Origin of the sequence: Egicoccus sp. AB-alg6-2 (genome assembly GCF_041821025.1) — a bacterium.
Taxonomy (GTDB): Bacteria; Actinomycetota; Nitriliruptoria; order Nitriliruptorales; family Nitriliruptoraceae; genus Egicoccus.
This window is the reverse complement of the sequence record NZ_JBGUAY010000005.1, coordinates 277,038-293,419: the sequence shown is the minus strand read 5'-3', so window position 1 is coordinate 293,419 and position 16,382 is coordinate 277,038. Positions and strand designations below refer to the sequence as shown.

Genomic DNA, 16,382 nt, shown 5'->3' with positions numbered 1-16,382 from the left:
GGAACGATGCGCGAGGACGGCATCCTCACCGCGCTGCCGGGGACGAGCCGGGACGGCCGGCTGCGGGTCACGGCGTTCGTCACGCCCCGGCTCGACACCGGCGGGGACCGGCTCCCGCTCCGCGAGTTCGCGCAGGTCCGCGACAACCCGGACGGTCGCACGGGGTTCGAGGACTGGGGCAGCGTCGCCGAGATCCTGCACACCACCCTGATGCTCGAGGTCGACGGCGTCGGCGCGCTCACCCTGGCACCCGACCCGGACTCGCCGAGCCCCGACCCCCACCTGTGGCGCACCCTGTTCGACGGCGTGCACGTCGGGCCGGGCGACTTCCAGGACCTGAGCGACCACCGCATCGCCTCGTTCCCCTCCGTTGGCGTGAGGGAACTCGTGCGCGACACCTACACCGCCGTCGCCGAGCAGTCGCCGACGACCCACCCGCCGGCAACCGGCGGACCGCTCTCGATCCTGCACCCGATCGGCGAGCTGGTCCTGTACGGCCGTGAGCGGGGGGAGGGCTGGGAACGCCCGACCGGTGCGCTGCGGGGCACGTCGCCGTCACCGCGCGACCCGAACGGTCCGGGGCGGATCGTCGATCGGGTCCACACGTCGCGGGGCACACCGGAACGAGTCCGGCAGACGATCAACGAGGTCCTGCGGTTCTACGACCGGCCCGGCGCCGCCGATCCCGAGGGGCCTGACGTCGTCCCCGGTCAGCCGGGGCGCCCGGACCCCGATTTCCACGCACTGTGCGCGACGCTCGGCGACTACCCGGACCTGCTCCGGCTGCTCGGACTCGCCCTCGATCTGGCCATCGTCGAGGGCGAACACCTGGCCGAGGGGACCGGACGGTTGCGCTTCGTCGACGTCGGCGAGCCCGAATGGCTGCAGCACGAGTCCGCACGGCCGTGGACGGCCTTCGAGCTGCAGGCCGGCCGGTTCGTCGCCGAACCACGCAACCGCGAGGACGAACTCGTCGACGGTTCCCTGCGGGTCGAGGACGGCCGCCTGTTCCACGTCGAACAGATCGACCTCGACGGGGCGGCACTCAAGCTGGCCGGCACCGCCCGCACGGTGGTCACGACCGCGCAGACCGTGAACGCCAAGCCCGGCGACGACACGGTGGCCGCATCCATGACGCCCGACGCGGTGACCCTGCCCGCCCTGCGTGGTACGGGACTGACGCTGTACCGCGACCAGCGCGCCGGCGCCGTCGTGCACGCCTGGGATGACACGGCCCGCCGCGAGGCGGACCGCGTGCACGGCGACGTGACGCTGTTCGCCGAGGAGGTCACGCGCGGGTACCGCCTGGACGTCGCCGAGGAATCCGATCCGGACGCGTGGTTCAGCCTCCACGAGCGCATCGGCACGTACTGGCTGCGCGACGACGCCTCGGGGGCGCGGGCGCCCCTGCCCATCGTCCCACCCGAGCGACGCGACGAGGGCTATCTCAAGCGGGCGAGCGCCAGCCACAACGCGGCCGAGGTCGGGGTGGCCTACCTGCACGAAGCCGTGGCCGGCTGGGAAGGGTGGAGCCTCGCGGCCCCGCGGCCTGGGCACCGCATCGGCGCCACGGCCGTGGAGCCGGTGTCCCGTGAGCAGCGGGGCACGGACCTGCCGCTCGAGGTCGAGACGCGGGTGGCGCCCGGCACGCTGCCGAGGCTGCGGTTCGGCGGGTCGTACCGATTGCGTGCCCGCCTGGTCGACATGGCGGGAAACTCGGTCGAGCCCGCCCTGCTGGAGCCGAGCCACGTCACCGACGCCACGACCTTCCGGCGCTGGGACCCGGTCCCGTCCCCGGCGGTGGTCCCGCGCCGACCGTTCACCGAGGGTGAGTCGCTGCTGCGGTTGGTGATCCGCTCCACCCTCGGCGTCAGCGCGTCGGACTACGTCCGGCTCCCACGCGTCGTGGACCTTGCCGGCCACCGTCGGGACGACCTCGCCTACCGGGCGGCCGCCGAACGGCACCTGGCCGCCCCGATCGGTGCGCAGCAACTCGCCGAACTCCACGGGTGTTTCGACGAGGCGGTCCGGCGGGGCTCGACGCCCGCACAGCGCGACGCCGCCTTCGAGGTGGCGCGGCGGTCCGAGGGCACCTTCGCTTCCCCGGCCGACGCCGGGGCCATCACCGACGGCGTCGACCCGCCACGCCCGTTTCCGACGCTGGACGCGGCCGGCAATCCGCTCCCGGTGCACCACAACGTGCTCGGAGCGGGTGAGTACGTGGTGCACGACGTCGCCCGGCTGTCGCTGCCGTACCTGCCCGACCCGCTCGCGGTGGGCCTGTCGTTCACCACACTGCCCGGGGACGGCGACACCCGGGTGCTGGACTGGCCGGGAGGACCGGACTGGTACGACCGTCGACCGGTGCTGCTGAGGGTCGAGGAGGGAACGGGCGCGCCCGTCTGGGACGCCGACGCGCGGTGCCTCACGGTGCTCCTGCCGCAGGCCGCACACGTGCGGGTACGCGTCAGCTCGGTGATCCCGCGCGGCGACCTGCCCCTGTTGGGGGTGTGGATGCTCGAGCGCGAGGCCGTCCGCGCCGCGCAGGAGGAGGACGCCGTGCTCGGCAGGCACTGGATGCTGACGCCCTGGACGGTGCTCGATCTGGTCCACGCGGTCGAGAAGCCGCTGCAGCCGCCGGTCGTCCAGGTCGCCGAGCCGGCCGTGTACAACTCCGGGGTCCACCGGTTCCAGGGCGAGACGTTCGCGGCGCTGAACGGCACCATCGCCTGTCACGCCGCCAGCACCGGTCGCCTGGACGTCGACGCGACCTGGACCGAGTGGCACGACGATCTGCACGAGGCGGGGCCGCGGCAGGTCCCCGGTCAGGCCCACGTCGGCGATTTCCTCGTCGATCCGGGCGAGGACCAGGCCCGAGTCGGCCGGACCGCCTACGCATCCCGGCCGGGCGTCGGCGCGACCCACCTGCTTCGGCACGAGTTCGGCGACACCCGGCATCGTCGCATTGCCTACCGGGCGACGGCGTCCACCCGGTTCCGGGAGTACTTCCCGCCCGAGATCACCGACCGGGTGCTCGGTGGCGATCTGATCGAGCACCGGGGCCCCGAGTTGCTGCTGCACGTGCCGTCCTCCCACCGGCCGGACCCACCGGACGTGGCCTCTGTGGTGCCGACCTGGTCGTGGGAGGAGCACGAAACGGCCGGGGTGCAGACCACGTCGACGTCGGAACGCCTGCCCGGCGGGCTGCGCCGCACCCGCGTCCGCCGCCGGATCGGTGGTGGGTTACGGGTCTACCTCAACCGGCCGTGGTATTCGTCCGGAGACGACGAACTGCTCGGCGTCGTGGTACGTGATCAGCCCTGGCTGACGCTGCCGATCGACCGTGACGCCGGCTTCCAGGTCCCTCCGACGGCGCTGGCAGCCGCCGACCTGGCGGTGGGCGAACTGGTACGGGCCGGACTGGTCGGCGACCTCGCCCGCGTCGGGCAGCGCTCGGCGCCGCGGCACCCGACCGATGACCTGCTGGCGACGCTGCGTCGGCACGCTTCGGTCGAGACGGTGCGCCCACCCGGTCGTGCGACGCCGGAGGAGGCGCAGTGGAACTCGCACCTGGCGGTTCTCGCGGGCGCCGGTCTGGGGCGGGAGGTGGCGGAGGCGGCCGCCGTGACGGAGTCGCTGAGCGGTCTGCTCGGCTCGCTGCTCGGCCAGCAGGGATCCGACGAGCACCTGACGAGGTGGGGCACCGATCCGGTCTGGCGCTCGCGGCCGGTCGCGCCCGGTCCGTTCATCCACCATCTGCCGTTGCGGACGGCGGTCGGCACCGGGATCGCGGTTCCCGGCGTGCCGGGACGGGCGGTCGTCGTGGGTCACCAGCCCGTCTACGAGCCGTCCCGGAAGCTCTGGTACTGCGACCTGCAACTGCACGCCGGTGCCGCGTACCAACCCTTCGTCGACCTGGCGCTCGTGCGCTACCAGCCGTACGCCATCGACGGTGCCCATGCCTCGGCGGTGGTGCGGCCCGGACACGTGCAACTGCTCCCGGACCGTACGGCCGCGCTGACGCCGCTGGCCGACGGCTCGTTCGCGGTGTCGGTGCGCGGGCCCGCGGGGTACAACGCGCTCGCCGAGGGCTACCTCTTCGGTCAGCCCGACGCGGTCATCGCCGACGCCGCCCGCGAGGTGATGGCGCAGGTGCAGACCCGTCCGGCGGGTGCAGGCGACCTCGACTGGAAACGGGCAGGCCCCGAGGTGCGGCTGCGGGCGGGTTCAGGCAGCCTGGCGGACCTGTCCTGGCACGGCACGTTGCCCGCCATGGTCGCCCGCGAAGGGGTCGACACGCGTGTGCTCCTCACCGAGCACGAGCTGTTCGAGACCGATCCCTCCCAGGCCGAGACGTACGTCTACCGCCCCGTCGGCGGCGTCGGCGAGTCCGCACGCAAACCAGCGGGCCGGAGGCTGGTGTTCGCGACCGACTTCGCGATGTGAACCGGCCGAGGCGCCCGCGACCGCCGACCCGGCGCGGCCAGTACACTGCGGGAGGTCAGGTGGTCAAGCAGCGGGTGCCTGGCGTGACCTCACGCAAAAGGCACGCTCCATGGAACTCGGCGCTCTTCGACGCACGCAGACACGCATCGGCTCGTGCGTGATGTGTGGCGACCCGGCGCCCGCCGAGCATTCGCTGTGCTCACGCGATTGTCTCGTCGCCGCGCGCCGGGAACTCGACGCCAACGTGGCCTCGCTGCAGGGGCGCGGGGACACCGCGGAACAGCAGGCGACGCTGGTCGAACGCAACGGCGAGCTCAGCGCGGCGATGATCGCCTGGAGCCCCTGACCCACGTGCGGTGCCCCTTCGGACGGAGCGGGCGCGCGGCGGCGCGTCGCCGTGGAGGCAGGATCGAGCGTCGCCGAACAGGTTGCCGCCCGTGTTTCGTCCACACCCGATCGACGCCGCCCTCGCCGTCGAGGAGGAGGAGCGGCTCGATCCGCTCGTGCGGGCCTTCGGTGCCGCGATACCCGCCGGCCTGACGCAACCGCCGTTGCGCGACTGGCTCGAGGGCGACTGGCTCGGCCACGCGTTGCATCCGATGCTCACCGATCTCCCGCTCGGCATGTGGATGAGCGCCTCGGTCCTGGACGTGCTCGCACCGCGCCGATGGCGGGCGGCGTCCACGACGCTGACCGGGCTCGGCGTGCTGCTGGCGCTGCCGACGATCGCGTCCGGCCTCGTCGAGTGGCGCCGCGCCGCGCCACGGCAGCAGCGCGTCGGGGTCGTGCATGCGGCGTTGAACACGACGGCCACGGTGTGTTACGCCACCTCGTTCCTCGCGAAGGCACGGGGCCGCCGGCGTCGCGGCGTGCTGTACGGACTCGCCGGTGGCATCGCGGCGAGCGTCGGCGGCTACCTCGGCGGGCACCTGTCGTTCGCACGTGGCGTCGGCGTGGACGGTCCCGGCCAGGGCCGGGGGCACGCGCGTCCGTCGGTGCGACCGGGTGCGACCGGCATGGACGTCGGGACTGCGGCGGCGCGCTGACGAGGGTCAGCCGACGGCGTCACGCGGGTGCGCGTGCCCCGTCGCGGAGGAAGTTCGCGATCCACCGCGCCACGATGCCAGAATCGGTCGGGGTGTCCAACGTCGCACGGGCGGCCTCGACGACCGGGGCACCGATGCGTTCGACCCGGGCACCCATGAGCGCCTCGGCGTACGCCGGTACGAACTCGGGGTGGCCCTGGAAACCGAGCGAGCGCCGGTGGCAGAAGGCCGCGACCGGGGCATGGCGGCTCGTTGCGAGCCGCACGGCGCCGTCGGGCAGGCGTTCGACCTGGTCCTGGTGGCTGACGAGCAGGCGGAAGTGCGGGCGATCGGGGGCCATCCAGGGAGCCGGCGCGTCCACCTCGGCCTCGTGGACGCCGACACCCCAGCCGTGGGCCGCACGCCGTACCTCCCCGCCGTGGGCGTGGGCGAGCAGCTGGTGTCCGAAGCAGATGCCGACGACCGGCACCGCCTCCTCGTCGGCGGTCCTGACGAAGTCCACCAGGCGACCGATCCAGGGCACGCCGGTGTCGTGCACCCCGTGCCGGCTGCCCGTGATCACCCAGCCATCCGCGGTATCGGGCGAGGGGAGCGGGTCACCGGCGGCGACGTCGTGTCGCTGCAGGGTCAGCTCGGGCGCATGCGTACGGAACAGGCGCGCGAACATGTCGGCGTAGTCACCCGCGACGTGTCGCAGGGACGCGTCGACGTGGTCACACTCGAGCAGTCCGATCCGCATGGAGGTCCTGACGCCAGCACGCCCCGCCGTCGAGGGCGGGGCGTGACGGTGAGGGGTGGTTCAGCTGCCGTGGCCGGGCTGCAGCACCTCGTCGATGAGGCCGTACTCGACCGCTTCGGCGCCGGTCATCCAGAAGTCACGGTCGGTGTCGATGCGGACCTGATCGACCGACTTCCCGGTGCGTCCGGCCATGATCTCGTTGATGCGCTCGCGCATCCAGACGATGTTCTTGGCCTGGATCTCGATGTCCTTGGCGGTACCACGGGCACCACCGAGGGGCTGGTGGATCATGATCCGTGAGTTCTCGGTCGCCGAACGCGTCCCGGTCCCCGTGCACAGCAGGAAGGCCGCCGCGGAGGCCGCAAGGCCGACACAGCGGGTGTTCACCTTGCTCTGCAGCAGGTTGATCGAGTCGTACAGCGCGAACATGCCGGTGATGATGCCGCCGGGGGAGTTGATGTAGAGCGTGATGTCCTCGTTGCTGTCGGCGTCGAGCGCCAACAGCTGAGCGATCAGCTGGTCGCCGTTCTTGTCCTCGAGCGGGCCCTTGAGGAAGAGCTTGCGCTGCTCGAAGAGCTTGTCGTAGACGCGTCGTGGCGCGCCGATCAGCTGCTCGAGCTCGGTTGTCTCTTCTTCGGCCACGGAGGGTCTCCAGATCGGGGACGGTGCCGGCGACGGCGGGCGGGCGATGGTAGCGACGGGGGGCGTCGGCTCCCGGAGGTTGAGCCGGCCACCCGCAAAGGCGACGGGCACGTCGATTCGCGGGCTGCGGCCGTCGGTGACCGATCAGCGTCGCCGCATCGCGAAGGCGACCCGGAACGGGTCGTAGACCGACGGCAACGCCTCCGAGGCGTCGAGGTGGCGACGCGCGGGCAGGCGGTACTCGTGGTCTTTGACGAGCGCCCCGAGCATGGCGCTGGTCAACAGCAGGACCAGGTTTCGGCCGGGGCACACGACCGGACCGGCACTGAACGGCACCAGCGGCCAGGCATCCGGGTCGTGAGCGCCCATCCACAGCGACGGCTCGAAGCGGTCGGCGAACTCGAGCCGCTCGTCGTCGCGGTGGAAGAAGGGCGCGAAGATGATCATGCCCGTGCCCGCGGGGAGCGTGCCGGTCTCCCAGGTGGTCTCCTCGGTCGTGTCGCGCAGGATCCCCGGTGTGGTCGGCCACAGCCGCAGCGATTCGAGGACGCACGCCCGCGCGAACGGCAGTTCGTGGGGCGAGCCGAGGTCGACGTCGGCGACCTCGTCCGTCGTACGCCGCATCATCTCGGGGTGGCCCTCGAGCAACACCAGCGCACGCCAGGTGGCGATGCCCGCGGGGTCGAAGGCGAACAGCCACTGCGGGATCTGCATGTGGGGAACGGTGACCGCCGAGGCCGGCGTCCGCGCCATCAGGTGGGCGAGGCTTCCCGGTTCCGCTTCCACGAGGTGGTGCAGCAGACGGGCCTCGAAGCGCTCGAACTTCCGGCGCGACTTCGGCTTGAGATAGGACCAGTTGGCATCGGCACGAAGTGAGCCGAGCAGTTCGGTGGTCTCCTCGTCGTCGGCGGCGTGATCGCCGAAGACCACCCGTCGCACCATCCGGTACCACCGCTGGATGAAGTCGTCCCAGCTGATGCGGCCGGTCGTCTCGCCGAGCGCGAGGAGGGAGTCGGCCTCCTCGCGGACCTTGACCAGGAAGGACTCGGCCATGCAGTGCACTGGTGCGGGCGTGTCCAAGACCGCCTCGTTGTAGGCGCGGCGATCGTCGCGTTGGGGACCGTGGCTTGCCAGGACCCCGTAGGGCTGGAAGTGGCCCAGCGCATGGCGCTTCTCGAGGTTGGCGGCCCGAAACGGTTCCGGTGACTCGGCCAGCACGCGCTTGACGTGCTCGGGGTCGAGGACGAGTGCGATCTTGCGGGGCAGCGCCAACTGGACCGGACCCGGGCCGTACACCCGCCGCAGCCGCTGCAACTCGCGGACAGCACGCCGGTCGAGGTCGAGTTTCTCGGCGCCGGCGACCATCGGCGGGCGTCGGAGCAGCAGACCGCGCGACATCAGCGGCAACAGCACCCGGCTCACCGCGCGGGTCGTGTCGGCGCCCGAGGCCGTGGGGACCTCGGCGGGCCGGGTGTCGGTGTCCGGGGCGGCGGTCATGAGCGGCTCCTGTGCCTGCGGCGGACACCCAGCATGGCCGGCGCGGCCCGCGGTCGCGTCCGTCGGTCGCCGACCTGTGGCCACGGCAACGCGCCACGAGCCAGGGCCGCACCGAGGGGGCCCGACCGTTCGGGCGCTGCTCCGCTTGACCGTGCGCGGGTCGCGCAGCACACTCGCAAGTCGCGAGAGCGCACTCGGGTGTGCGGGCGGCGTCCCTCCAGGTTGCTGGGGCGGGCACCTCCGCCGACGAACAAGGATCCGACACGTGGCACCGGACGACGACGACGACAAGCGCGGCCGACGCTCCAGCGGTTCCCGCACCCTGGCGCGTGGACTCGCACTGCTCAACGCGCTGGGTGAACACGGCGACGGCGCGACGGTCTCCGGCCTGGCGGAGTCGACCGGACTCGACCGCGCGGTGCTGTACCGGCTGCTGGACACGCTGACCGGCGAGGGCTTCGTCACCCGTGACCCCGAGACCCGCAAGTACCGCCTCGGCTTGTCGATGCTCGAGCTCGGCGTGCGGGCCGCCCAGGGTCTCGAGGTCCGGCGTCTCGCCGGCCCGCCGCTGCGCGCGTTGTCGGACGACACCAACGAGACCGCCTGCCTCGCCGTTCGTGACCGCGACGACCTCGTCGTGGTCGAGGTGATCGAGCCTGGTGACCGGTTCGTGCAGGTGAACTACCGCATCGGCTTCCGGCATCCGCTGGGGATCGCCGCGCATGGCAAGGCGCTGCTCGCCTTCCTGCCCGAGGGCGCGCGCAATCCCGAGTTGCAGTCGGTCCGGCAGCGCGGGGTCGCCTACACCCGCGACGAACTCGAGCCGGGGGCCTCGGGTGTCGCGGCCCCGGTGTTCGACCACACGGGTCGCGCCGTCGCCGCCGTCGGGATCGTCGCGCCCACCTCACGCCTGCCCGAGCCCGAGTCGATCGCGCTTCGCGTCCTGCGCAGTGCCCGTGAGATCTCCGAACGGCTCGGCTGGCGACCTCGCCGGGCGACCTGACGTCGCCGGGCTGCCGGTCGCTGCGCGCACGCGCCGTGTCGTGACGTCGCCGCCGGACCAGCATGCGTGACGCATGCTTCGTCCGGCAGGGGCCAGCGATGACGAGTTACCAGCGGTTCGGGAAGGTGCCAGCCAAGCGGCACACCCAGCTGTGGCACGACGGCCGGTTACTGACCGAGGAGGTGATCGGTCTCGACGGCTTCGACGGCCCCGCGTCGACGCTCTACCACCTCCATCAGCCGATGCAGCTGCGCCAGGTGGGGCACTTCCGCCCGCTCGAGCGCGAGGAGTGGGTCCCGGACGCCCACGTCCACCACTGCTTCGACGCGCGTGCGCTGCCACCGGGCGGCGACGCGCTGACGGCGCGCCGCCTGCTCGCGTTCAACGACGACCTCGAGGTCTGGCTCTCGCGTCCCGACCGTGGCATGAGCGGCTGGTACCGCAACGGCGAGGCGGACGAGATCGTCTTCGTCCACGAGGGCAGCGGAACCGTCGAGACGCTGCTCGGTGACCTGCCCTACCGCGAGGGCGACTACGTCCTGCTCCCGCGCGGCATCACCCACCGCTTCGTCCCGGCGGGCCCGGCCCCCGAGCGTCACCTGGTGCTGGTGTCGACGGGGATGGTCGAGGTGCCGGCCCGCTACCGCAACCGATACGGGCAGCTGCTCGAGCACGCCCCGTTCGCCCAGCGGGACCTGCACGGTCCCGCCGAACTGCGCACCCGCGACGAGCGGGGCGACTTCCCGGTGACGTTGCGGATCCGCGGCGGGCTGCAGGACTACGTCCTGCCCCACCACCCCTGCGACGTCGTCGGCTGGGACGGCTACCTCTACCCCTGGACGCTCAATCTCGCCGACCTGGAGCCGCTCACGAAGCAGATCCATCCGCCTCCGCCGGTGCACCAGACCTTCGAGGGTGACGGGTTCATGGTGTGCTCGTTCGTGCCACGACCCGTCGACTGGCACCCCGAGGCGGTTCCGATCCCCTACAGCCACGCCAACCTGAACTCCGAGGAGCTCATCTACTACGTCGATGGTTCGTTCGGCTCCCGTCGTGGGATCGACGTCGCCTCGCTGACCTTGCACCCGTCCGGCCTGACCCACGGTCCCCAACCAGGCCTGGCCGAGGGCAGTCTCGGGGCAACGTCGACCGACGAGGTCGCGGTCATGATCGACGCGTTCCGCCCGCTTCGGCTGACCGCACTGGCGCGCGAACTCGACCGCGAGGAGTACGCCTGGTCCTGGACGGCGTCCGCCGATCCGGCGCCCGGGGTCGCCGCGCCCACCGAGGAGATCAGCCGCTGACACACGACACTGCATGCGGAAGATCGTTTGTGTTGCGCCCCCCACCGCGCCAGGGGTGTGTCAGACTGGAGCGGGTGAGCACGGAGGCGGGGGCGTGCGGACGCTGGTCATCGACGACGAGCCGCAGGTGCGGCTGGCGCTGCGTCGCGGTCTCGAGCTCGAGGGCCACGAGCCGGTGCTGGCAGCGACCGGTGCGGAGGGCCTGACGCTGGCGTCCACGCGGCGACCCGACCTGGTGCTGCTCGACCTCGGCCTGCCGGACATGGACGGCGTCGAGGTGATCCGCCGCCTCCGCGGCCGTGACGACACGCCGATCATCATCCTGTCGATGCACGGCGCCGAGGCGCGCAAGATCGAAGCCCTCGACGAGGGTGCCGACGACTTCATCACCAAGCCGTTCGGGATGGGCGAGGTGATGGCCCGGCTCCGCGCGGTCATGCGGCGCACACGGCCGGCGTTGGCGGACGAGGCGCTGGCGTTCGGTCGACTGCGCGTCGACCTCGGAAAGCGGGCCGTCTGGTGGGACGACGAACGGCTGCCTCTGACGCCGACGGAGTTCGATCTTCTGCTCGCCTTCGTCGAGCAGCCCGGAAAGCTGCTGACCCACCACTGGTTGACCACGCGGCTGTGGGGACGCTCGGCGGGCGGTCGGGCACGTCAGCAGTTACGGGTGTACGTGCGTCAGTTGCGCGACAAGCTCGGCGACGACGTCGCGGCCCCGACGTTCATCGCGACTGAGGTGGGGGTCGGGTACCGATGGCTGCGCGAGCCGGACCCGACACCAGAGGACGACGGGCCGGAGGCGTAGATGCGCCGCGTGCCGCCCCGACCTGCCGACGAGGCCGAACGCCTTGCGGCCCTGCGCGAGTTCGACCTGCTCGACTCGCCCGCGGAGAAGGCGTTCGACGACCTCACGCGGCTGGCCGCCCAGATCTGCGGGACGCGCACGTCGCTGCTCACCGTCCTGGACGAGCAGCGTCAGTGGTTCAAGTCCCGGTACGGGCTGGAGATGACCGAGACGCCGCGCGAGTCGGCCTTCTGCAGCTACACGATCCTGTCGGATGCGCCGATGGTCGTCCCCGACGCCCACGCCGACGAGCGCTTCACCGACAACCCACTGGTCACCGGTGATCCCTTCATCCGCTTCTACGCGGGGATGCCGATCAGCATCGGCGACGGGCATCGGTTCGGCAGCCTGTGCGTCATCGACGGCGAACCTCGAGAGACCGGACTGCGCGACGATCAGCTGCAGGCGCTGCGCATCCTGGCGGATCATGCGGGGGAGCTGATCGGCACCCGGTATGCGGCGCGCCGCTACGAGCGGTTGATCGAACTCGCCCCCGACGGCGTCCTGGTGCTCGACGGGCAGGGCGTCGTGCAGCTCGCCAATCCGATGTTCGGACGGTTCGTCGGCCGGCCCCCCCAGGAACTCATCGGCTCCCACGTGAGCCGATGGTTCCCGACCGCGCCCGGCGACCCCGCCGCGGATCTGCTCGCGCTCGGGAAGCACGGGGCGGGGACCGCGTTCGTCGAGACCGAGCTCGATGGTGGCACCACGAACGAGCCGCGACCCGTCGAGATCGCCGTCTCCGGCTTCGCGACCGGGGGCGGGACGGCCGCGAAGTGGCTCGTCCGAGACATCACGATCCGACGTCGCGCCGAAGCGGCCCTTCGAGCAGCGCACGCGCGACTGAGTGCCGTGGTCGGAAACGCCCCCGCAGCGATCTACATCAAGGGCCTGGATGGTCCCCTCGTGCTCGGCAACCAGCGTCTGGCGGACTGGGTCGGCGTGGGCGAGGCGGACCTCGTCGGCACCGACATCACCGACCGCTTCGGGCCCGACGTCGGCGAACAGCTGCGTGCGATGGATCGGGCCGCGATCGCCGGCCGCGTCGCCGTGCACCGACAGCTCCGGCTCGAGACGGGGCCGGTGACGCGCGACGTCCGGCTGTCCAAGTTCCCGATCGAGGACGCCGACGGCGTGGTGCAGGGCATCGGCTGCGTCGGTGTCGACGTCACCGCCGAGATGCGGGCCGCCCGGGAGCGCGAGGAGATGCTCGAGCGTCTCGCCGAGGTCCAACGTCTGGAGAGTCTGGGGCAATTGGCCGGCGGCGTGGCCCACGACTTCAACAACCTCATGACGGGCGTCCTCAACTTCGTCGCCTTCGCGCAGGCCGGTCTCGACGGCCACCGACGCGCCTGTCCGGACGACGCCGGGCTCGACGCGGTGGCCGAAGACCTGCGTCAGGTCGAGTACACGGGTGCACGGGCCGCCTCGGTCACGCGGCAACTGTTGCTGTTCTCCCGGCGCGATGCCGTCCGTCCGGAAGCGGCGGACCTGCGCGAGGTCGTGTGGCACCTCGAGCCGTTGCTGCGGCAGGCGGTCGGCGATCGGGTCGACCTGCGGACCGAGGTGGCATCCGAGCCGGTGGTCGCGGCGGTCGAGGTGTGGCAGCTCGAACAGGTCGTGCTCAACCTCGTCGTCAACGCCCGCGACGCCACCGGTTCGCGGGGCACCGTCCGGGTCGCCGTGTTCGAAGAACCCGTCCGCTCGCACGATGGGGAGGCGGCCGACGCCCCCGGTGCGTCGACGAACGTGGTGCTGACGGTGACCGACGACGGGATCGGCATGTCGGAGGAGGTCCAGTCCCGGGCCTTCCAGCCATTCTTCACGACCAAGCCGCGCGGCGAGGGCACCGGCCTCGGCCTGGCGACCGCGCATGGCGTGATCACCCGTCTGGGCGGCACCATCGAGCTGCAGAGCGCGCCAGGTGAGGGCACCACGGTCCGCCTGGTGCTGCCGGCGAGCCGGGTCCCTCTGGTCGAAGACGCCGGCCTCGATGCGGACGAAGGACCGTCGCCACGACGTGCGACGGTGCTGGTGGTCGAGGACGACGACGGGGTCCGCAGCGCTGCCCTGCGCATCCTGGGAGACCACGGCCACGTCGTCCACGGCGCCGCCGACGGCAATGCCGCCCTGCAGGCGTGGGACCGGCTCGGTGACGACGAGGTGGACCTGGTACTGGCCGACGTCGCGATGCCCGGGCTCGACGGCGTCGGTCTCGTGCACCGTCTGCGTGCGGTCCGACCCGACCTGCCGGTGGTGTTCATGTCGGGTTTCCGTCGCGATCTCGACGAGCGGAGCGACCTCCCCGCCGGGTCGATCACGGTGGTCGAGAAGCCGTTCACGCCCGCGCGGCTTCTGCAGGCGGTGGACGACGCGTTGCCGTGAGAGCTCACGGTTGCCATCCGATGGTCCGCGAAAACCTCACACCGTCCTCACGCGTCCCGGCCGATGATCACCAGGTGCCAGGTCGGCGCACACCTGACGGTGGCTGCCGCAGGGTCGTGGGGGACGAGGATGGGCGATGTCGGATGAGGAGCTGCGGCGGTCGGTGATCGCCGCGCTCGAGCGCGACGAGCTGGTGGTGCACTACCAACCGATGGTGCGCACGTCGACGGGCAGCGTCGCGGGCGCCGAGGCGCTCGTGCGGTGGCAGCACCCCGACCGCGGCCTGCTCGGTCCGGGCGCGTTTCTCCCCGCCTTCGCCGCAGCCCGCGCCCTCGACGAACTCGGACGCAGGGTGTTGTCGATCGCGCTCGCGGAGCGGGCCCGTTGGCCGGACGGCACTACGTCAGCGTCAACCTCGCGCCGGCCCAGCTGTGGCCGTCAGGGGCTGGCGCACTGCCCGAACAGGTTCGGGCGTGCTGTGCCGAGGCAAGTGTCGACCCCGCCGATGTCTGGCTCGAGGTCACCGAGCAGGCCATCCTTGACGGTGGCGCGAGCCTCGACGTGCTGCAGGAGCTGCGCTCGATCGGGGTGCGCACCGCCCTGGACGACTTCGGCATCGGCTACGCCTCGCTCGCGCGGCTGCGCGATCTGCCCTTCGACGTCTGCAAGCTCGACCGGTCCTTCACCCAGGCGCTGGCGGGCGTCGGTGGCGATGCGGTTGTCCGTGCCGTCAACACGATGACACGTGCCTGCGGCCTGCAACTCGTCGCCGAGGGCGTGGAGAGCGACGAGCAGCTGCGCCGTCTGGACCGCCTCGGCATCGACCTGATGCAGGGATTCCACCTGCACCGGCCGATGCCCGCGATGCGATTGCGGCAACTGCTCACCGACCAGGCACCGAAGCGAACCCACCCGTCGGCCGCCGTACCGAGGGGGCATCGCCGGGCCGCTTCCGGTGACCACCATGCGGTCTACTACGCACACCGCGACGAACTGGTCGCCTGCGTGGCCGACGCGCTGGCCGATGCCATCGCCACCGGCGCCAGCGCATTGATCGTCGCGACCCCCGAGCATCGGGAGGCGTTCGACCATGGCCTGCGGGAGCGTGGCATCGACACGGCCTCCGCACGTCTCGCCGGATGCCTGGTGGAGCTGGACGCCGACACGACCCTGGCCGAGTTGCTGACCGACGGGCTCCCGGCCGCCGACCACCTCGAGCGCGTCATCGCCGATCTGCTCCCAGATCTCGCGCGTCCCCTGGTCGCCTACGGTGAGATGGTGGCGCTGCTCACCGCCCGCGGGGAGGCGGCAACGGCGATGGCGCTGGAGGAGACCTGGAACGAGGTGCTCACACGCCGGGACCTCACGCTGCACTGCGGCTACCCGAGCCAGCCGCCCGATGCCGGTCACGACGGACGGGATCGGGGGGCGGAGGTGCTCGAGCAGGCGGCGCAGCGACACACCCACGTCACCGTCGCCCGGCGCACGTGGTCGGTCACCGCCGACGAGGACGGGGGCGGCCGCCAACCCGGCGGCACCGGACCGACCGAGCTCCAGCGACTGCGTGCCGCCCTGTCCGCCCTCGCGCTCTCGGAGCGGCGAGGGCGGGACCTGCAGCGCGAGTGCGACGAACTGCGCGCCGCTTTGGCAGGTGCCGAGACGGGAGTCGTCGCGGCACGCAGCGACCTCCAGGCGGTGGAGGGCGGCCGGCGGCCGCATGGACCGCGCGGCGGGACGTGCTGTCTACCCTGAGGGGAAGGCCCCGTCGAAGGAGACCGCGCGTGCCGGAGCAACTCGAGCTGGCGACCGCTGAAGTGCTCGGTGCCCTCGCCTACGGCCAGTTGCGCTCGTTCCAGGTGACGGCACGTGCCGTCGCGCTGGCTCCCGACGCCCGCACCGCCGACGAACTCGCAGAGCTGGCCGTGCGTGAGCACGCCGGCTACGCACTGCTGCGCGACACACTGGCCAGGCACACGGATCTGCCGGCGGCCGTCATGGACCGCCAGAAGCCCTACTTCGACGACTACTTCGATCGCGTCCAGATGGACGACTGGTTCGCCGCGTGCGCCTTCTTCGCGTTGGGACTGCCGATCGCGGCGGATTTCGGGCGGGAACTGGCCGCCTCGCTGGATCCCGAGACCGCCCTGGTGGTGGTCGCGTCGCTCGCCGACCGAGGTCCGTTCGAGCGCTTCGCCACCGCCCATCTGCGACGGCAGTTGGGCGACGAGACCTCCTGCGATCGGGCCCGCCAACTGGTGGCGCACCTGCTCGGTTGGGCGCTGCAGGGCTTCCAGGGCGTGGTTTCCGACACCGACGCGCTCAAGGTCGTCCTCGCCAGCGGTGGCGCGGCCGACGGCGAGTCGGGCGAGACCCGTGTGAAACGTCTGGCGATCGGCGTCATGCAGGGCCACCATCGGCGCATGATCGACCTCGGCCTCGAGGATCTCGAGGAGATCATCTGAGCGGCGTGCCG

The 16,382-nt window shown here is 71.9% G+C and carries 12 protein-coding genes and 1 pseudogene; 10 read left to right on the top strand and 3 right to left on the bottom strand.

Annotation, left to right across the window (positions count from 1 at the left end; genetic code table 11):
* Positions 1 to 6: 6 nt before the first annotated feature.
* The 3 genes from ACERMF_RS10820 to ACERMF_RS10810 all read left to right on the top strand — a co-directional run bounded on the left by ACERMF_RS10820 (position 7) and on the right by ACERMF_RS10810 (position 5,492).
* Entirely contained in the window at positions 7 to 4,446 is a 4,440-nt protein-coding gene (locus ACERMF_RS10820) for a hypothetical protein (protein ID WP_373669093.1), read from the top strand.
* A 109-nt stretch (positions 4,447 to 4,555) separates the two neighbouring features.
* Positions 4,556 to 4,792, top strand: coding sequence for a hypothetical protein (locus ACERMF_RS10815; protein ID WP_373669092.1), 237 nt, complete (start codon positions 4,556 to 4,558; stop codon positions 4,790 to 4,792).
* 91 nt (positions 4,793 to 4,883) lie between these two features.
* Entirely contained in the window at positions 4,884 to 5,492 is a 609-nt protein-coding gene (locus ACERMF_RS10810; RefSeq protein ID WP_373669091.1) for a DUF2231 domain-containing protein, read from the top strand.
* 19 nt (positions 5,493 to 5,511) lie between these two features.
* Here ACERMF_RS10810 and ACERMF_RS10805 read toward each other — a convergent pair whose 3' ends face one another.
* From ACERMF_RS10805 to ACERMF_RS10795, 3 genes are all read right to left on the bottom strand, one after another.
* Positions 5,512 to 6,231, bottom strand: coding sequence for a type 1 glutamine amidotransferase (locus ACERMF_RS10805; protein ID WP_373669090.1), 720 nt, complete (start codon positions 6,229 to 6,231; stop codon positions 5,512 to 5,514).
* 60 nt (positions 6,232 to 6,291) lie between these two features.
* On the bottom strand, positions 6,292 to 6,873 hold the full coding sequence (locus tag ACERMF_RS10800; RefSeq protein WP_373669089.1) for a ClpP family protease: 582 nt from the start codon (positions 6,871 to 6,873) through the stop codon (positions 6,292 to 6,294).
* Positions 6,874 to 7,017: 144 nt separating this feature from the next.
* On the bottom strand, positions 7,018 to 8,370 hold the full coding sequence (locus ACERMF_RS10795; RefSeq protein ID WP_373669088.1) for a cytochrome P450: 1,353 nt from the start codon (positions 8,368 to 8,370) through the stop codon (positions 7,018 to 7,020).
* A 265-nt stretch (positions 8,371 to 8,635) separates the two neighbouring features.
* Between ACERMF_RS10795 and ACERMF_RS10790 the strand changes: the two genes are divergently transcribed.
* The 7 genes and pseudogenes from ACERMF_RS10790 (at position 8,636) to ACERMF_RS10760 (ending at position 16,371) form a co-directional block, all read left to right on the top strand.
* The gene (locus ACERMF_RS10790) at positions 8,636 to 9,373 is read left to right on the top strand and encodes an IclR family transcriptional regulator (protein ID WP_373669087.1); all 738 of its coding nucleotides are present in this window, start codon (positions 8,636 to 8,638) and stop codon (positions 9,371 to 9,373) included.
* A 98-nt stretch (positions 9,374 to 9,471) separates the two neighbouring features.
* On the top strand, positions 9,472 to 10,677 hold the full coding sequence (locus ACERMF_RS10785) for a homogentisate 1,2-dioxygenase (RefSeq protein WP_373669086.1): 1,206 nt from the start codon (positions 9,472 to 9,474) through the stop codon (positions 10,675 to 10,677).
* Positions 10,678 to 10,771: 94 nt separating this feature from the next.
* The gene (locus ACERMF_RS10780) at positions 10,772 to 11,485 is read left to right on the top strand and encodes a response regulator transcription factor (protein WP_373669085.1); all 714 of its coding nucleotides are present in this window, start codon (positions 10,772 to 10,774) and stop codon (positions 11,483 to 11,485) included.
* Entirely contained in the window at positions 11,486 to 13,909 is a 2,424-nt protein-coding gene (locus tag ACERMF_RS10775; protein ID WP_373669084.1) for a PAS domain-containing protein, read from the top strand.
* A gap of 136 nt (positions 13,910 to 14,045) precedes the next feature.
* Positions 14,046 to 14,243: pseudogene (locus ACERMF_RS10770) on the top strand (EAL domain-containing protein); the annotation flags it as partial.
* A gap of 50 nt (positions 14,244 to 14,293) precedes the next feature.
* On the top strand, positions 14,294 to 15,661 hold the full coding sequence (locus ACERMF_RS10765; protein ID WP_373669083.1) for an EAL domain-containing protein: 1,368 nt from the start codon (positions 14,294 to 14,296) through the stop codon (positions 15,659 to 15,661).
* Between the two features lie 29 nt (positions 15,662 to 15,690).
* Positions 15,691 to 16,371, top strand: a complete 681-nt coding sequence (locus tag ACERMF_RS10760; protein WP_373669082.1) for a ferritin-like fold-containing protein — start codon at positions 15,691 to 15,693, stop codon at positions 16,369 to 16,371.
* Positions 16,372 to 16,382 lie beyond the last annotated feature (11 nt).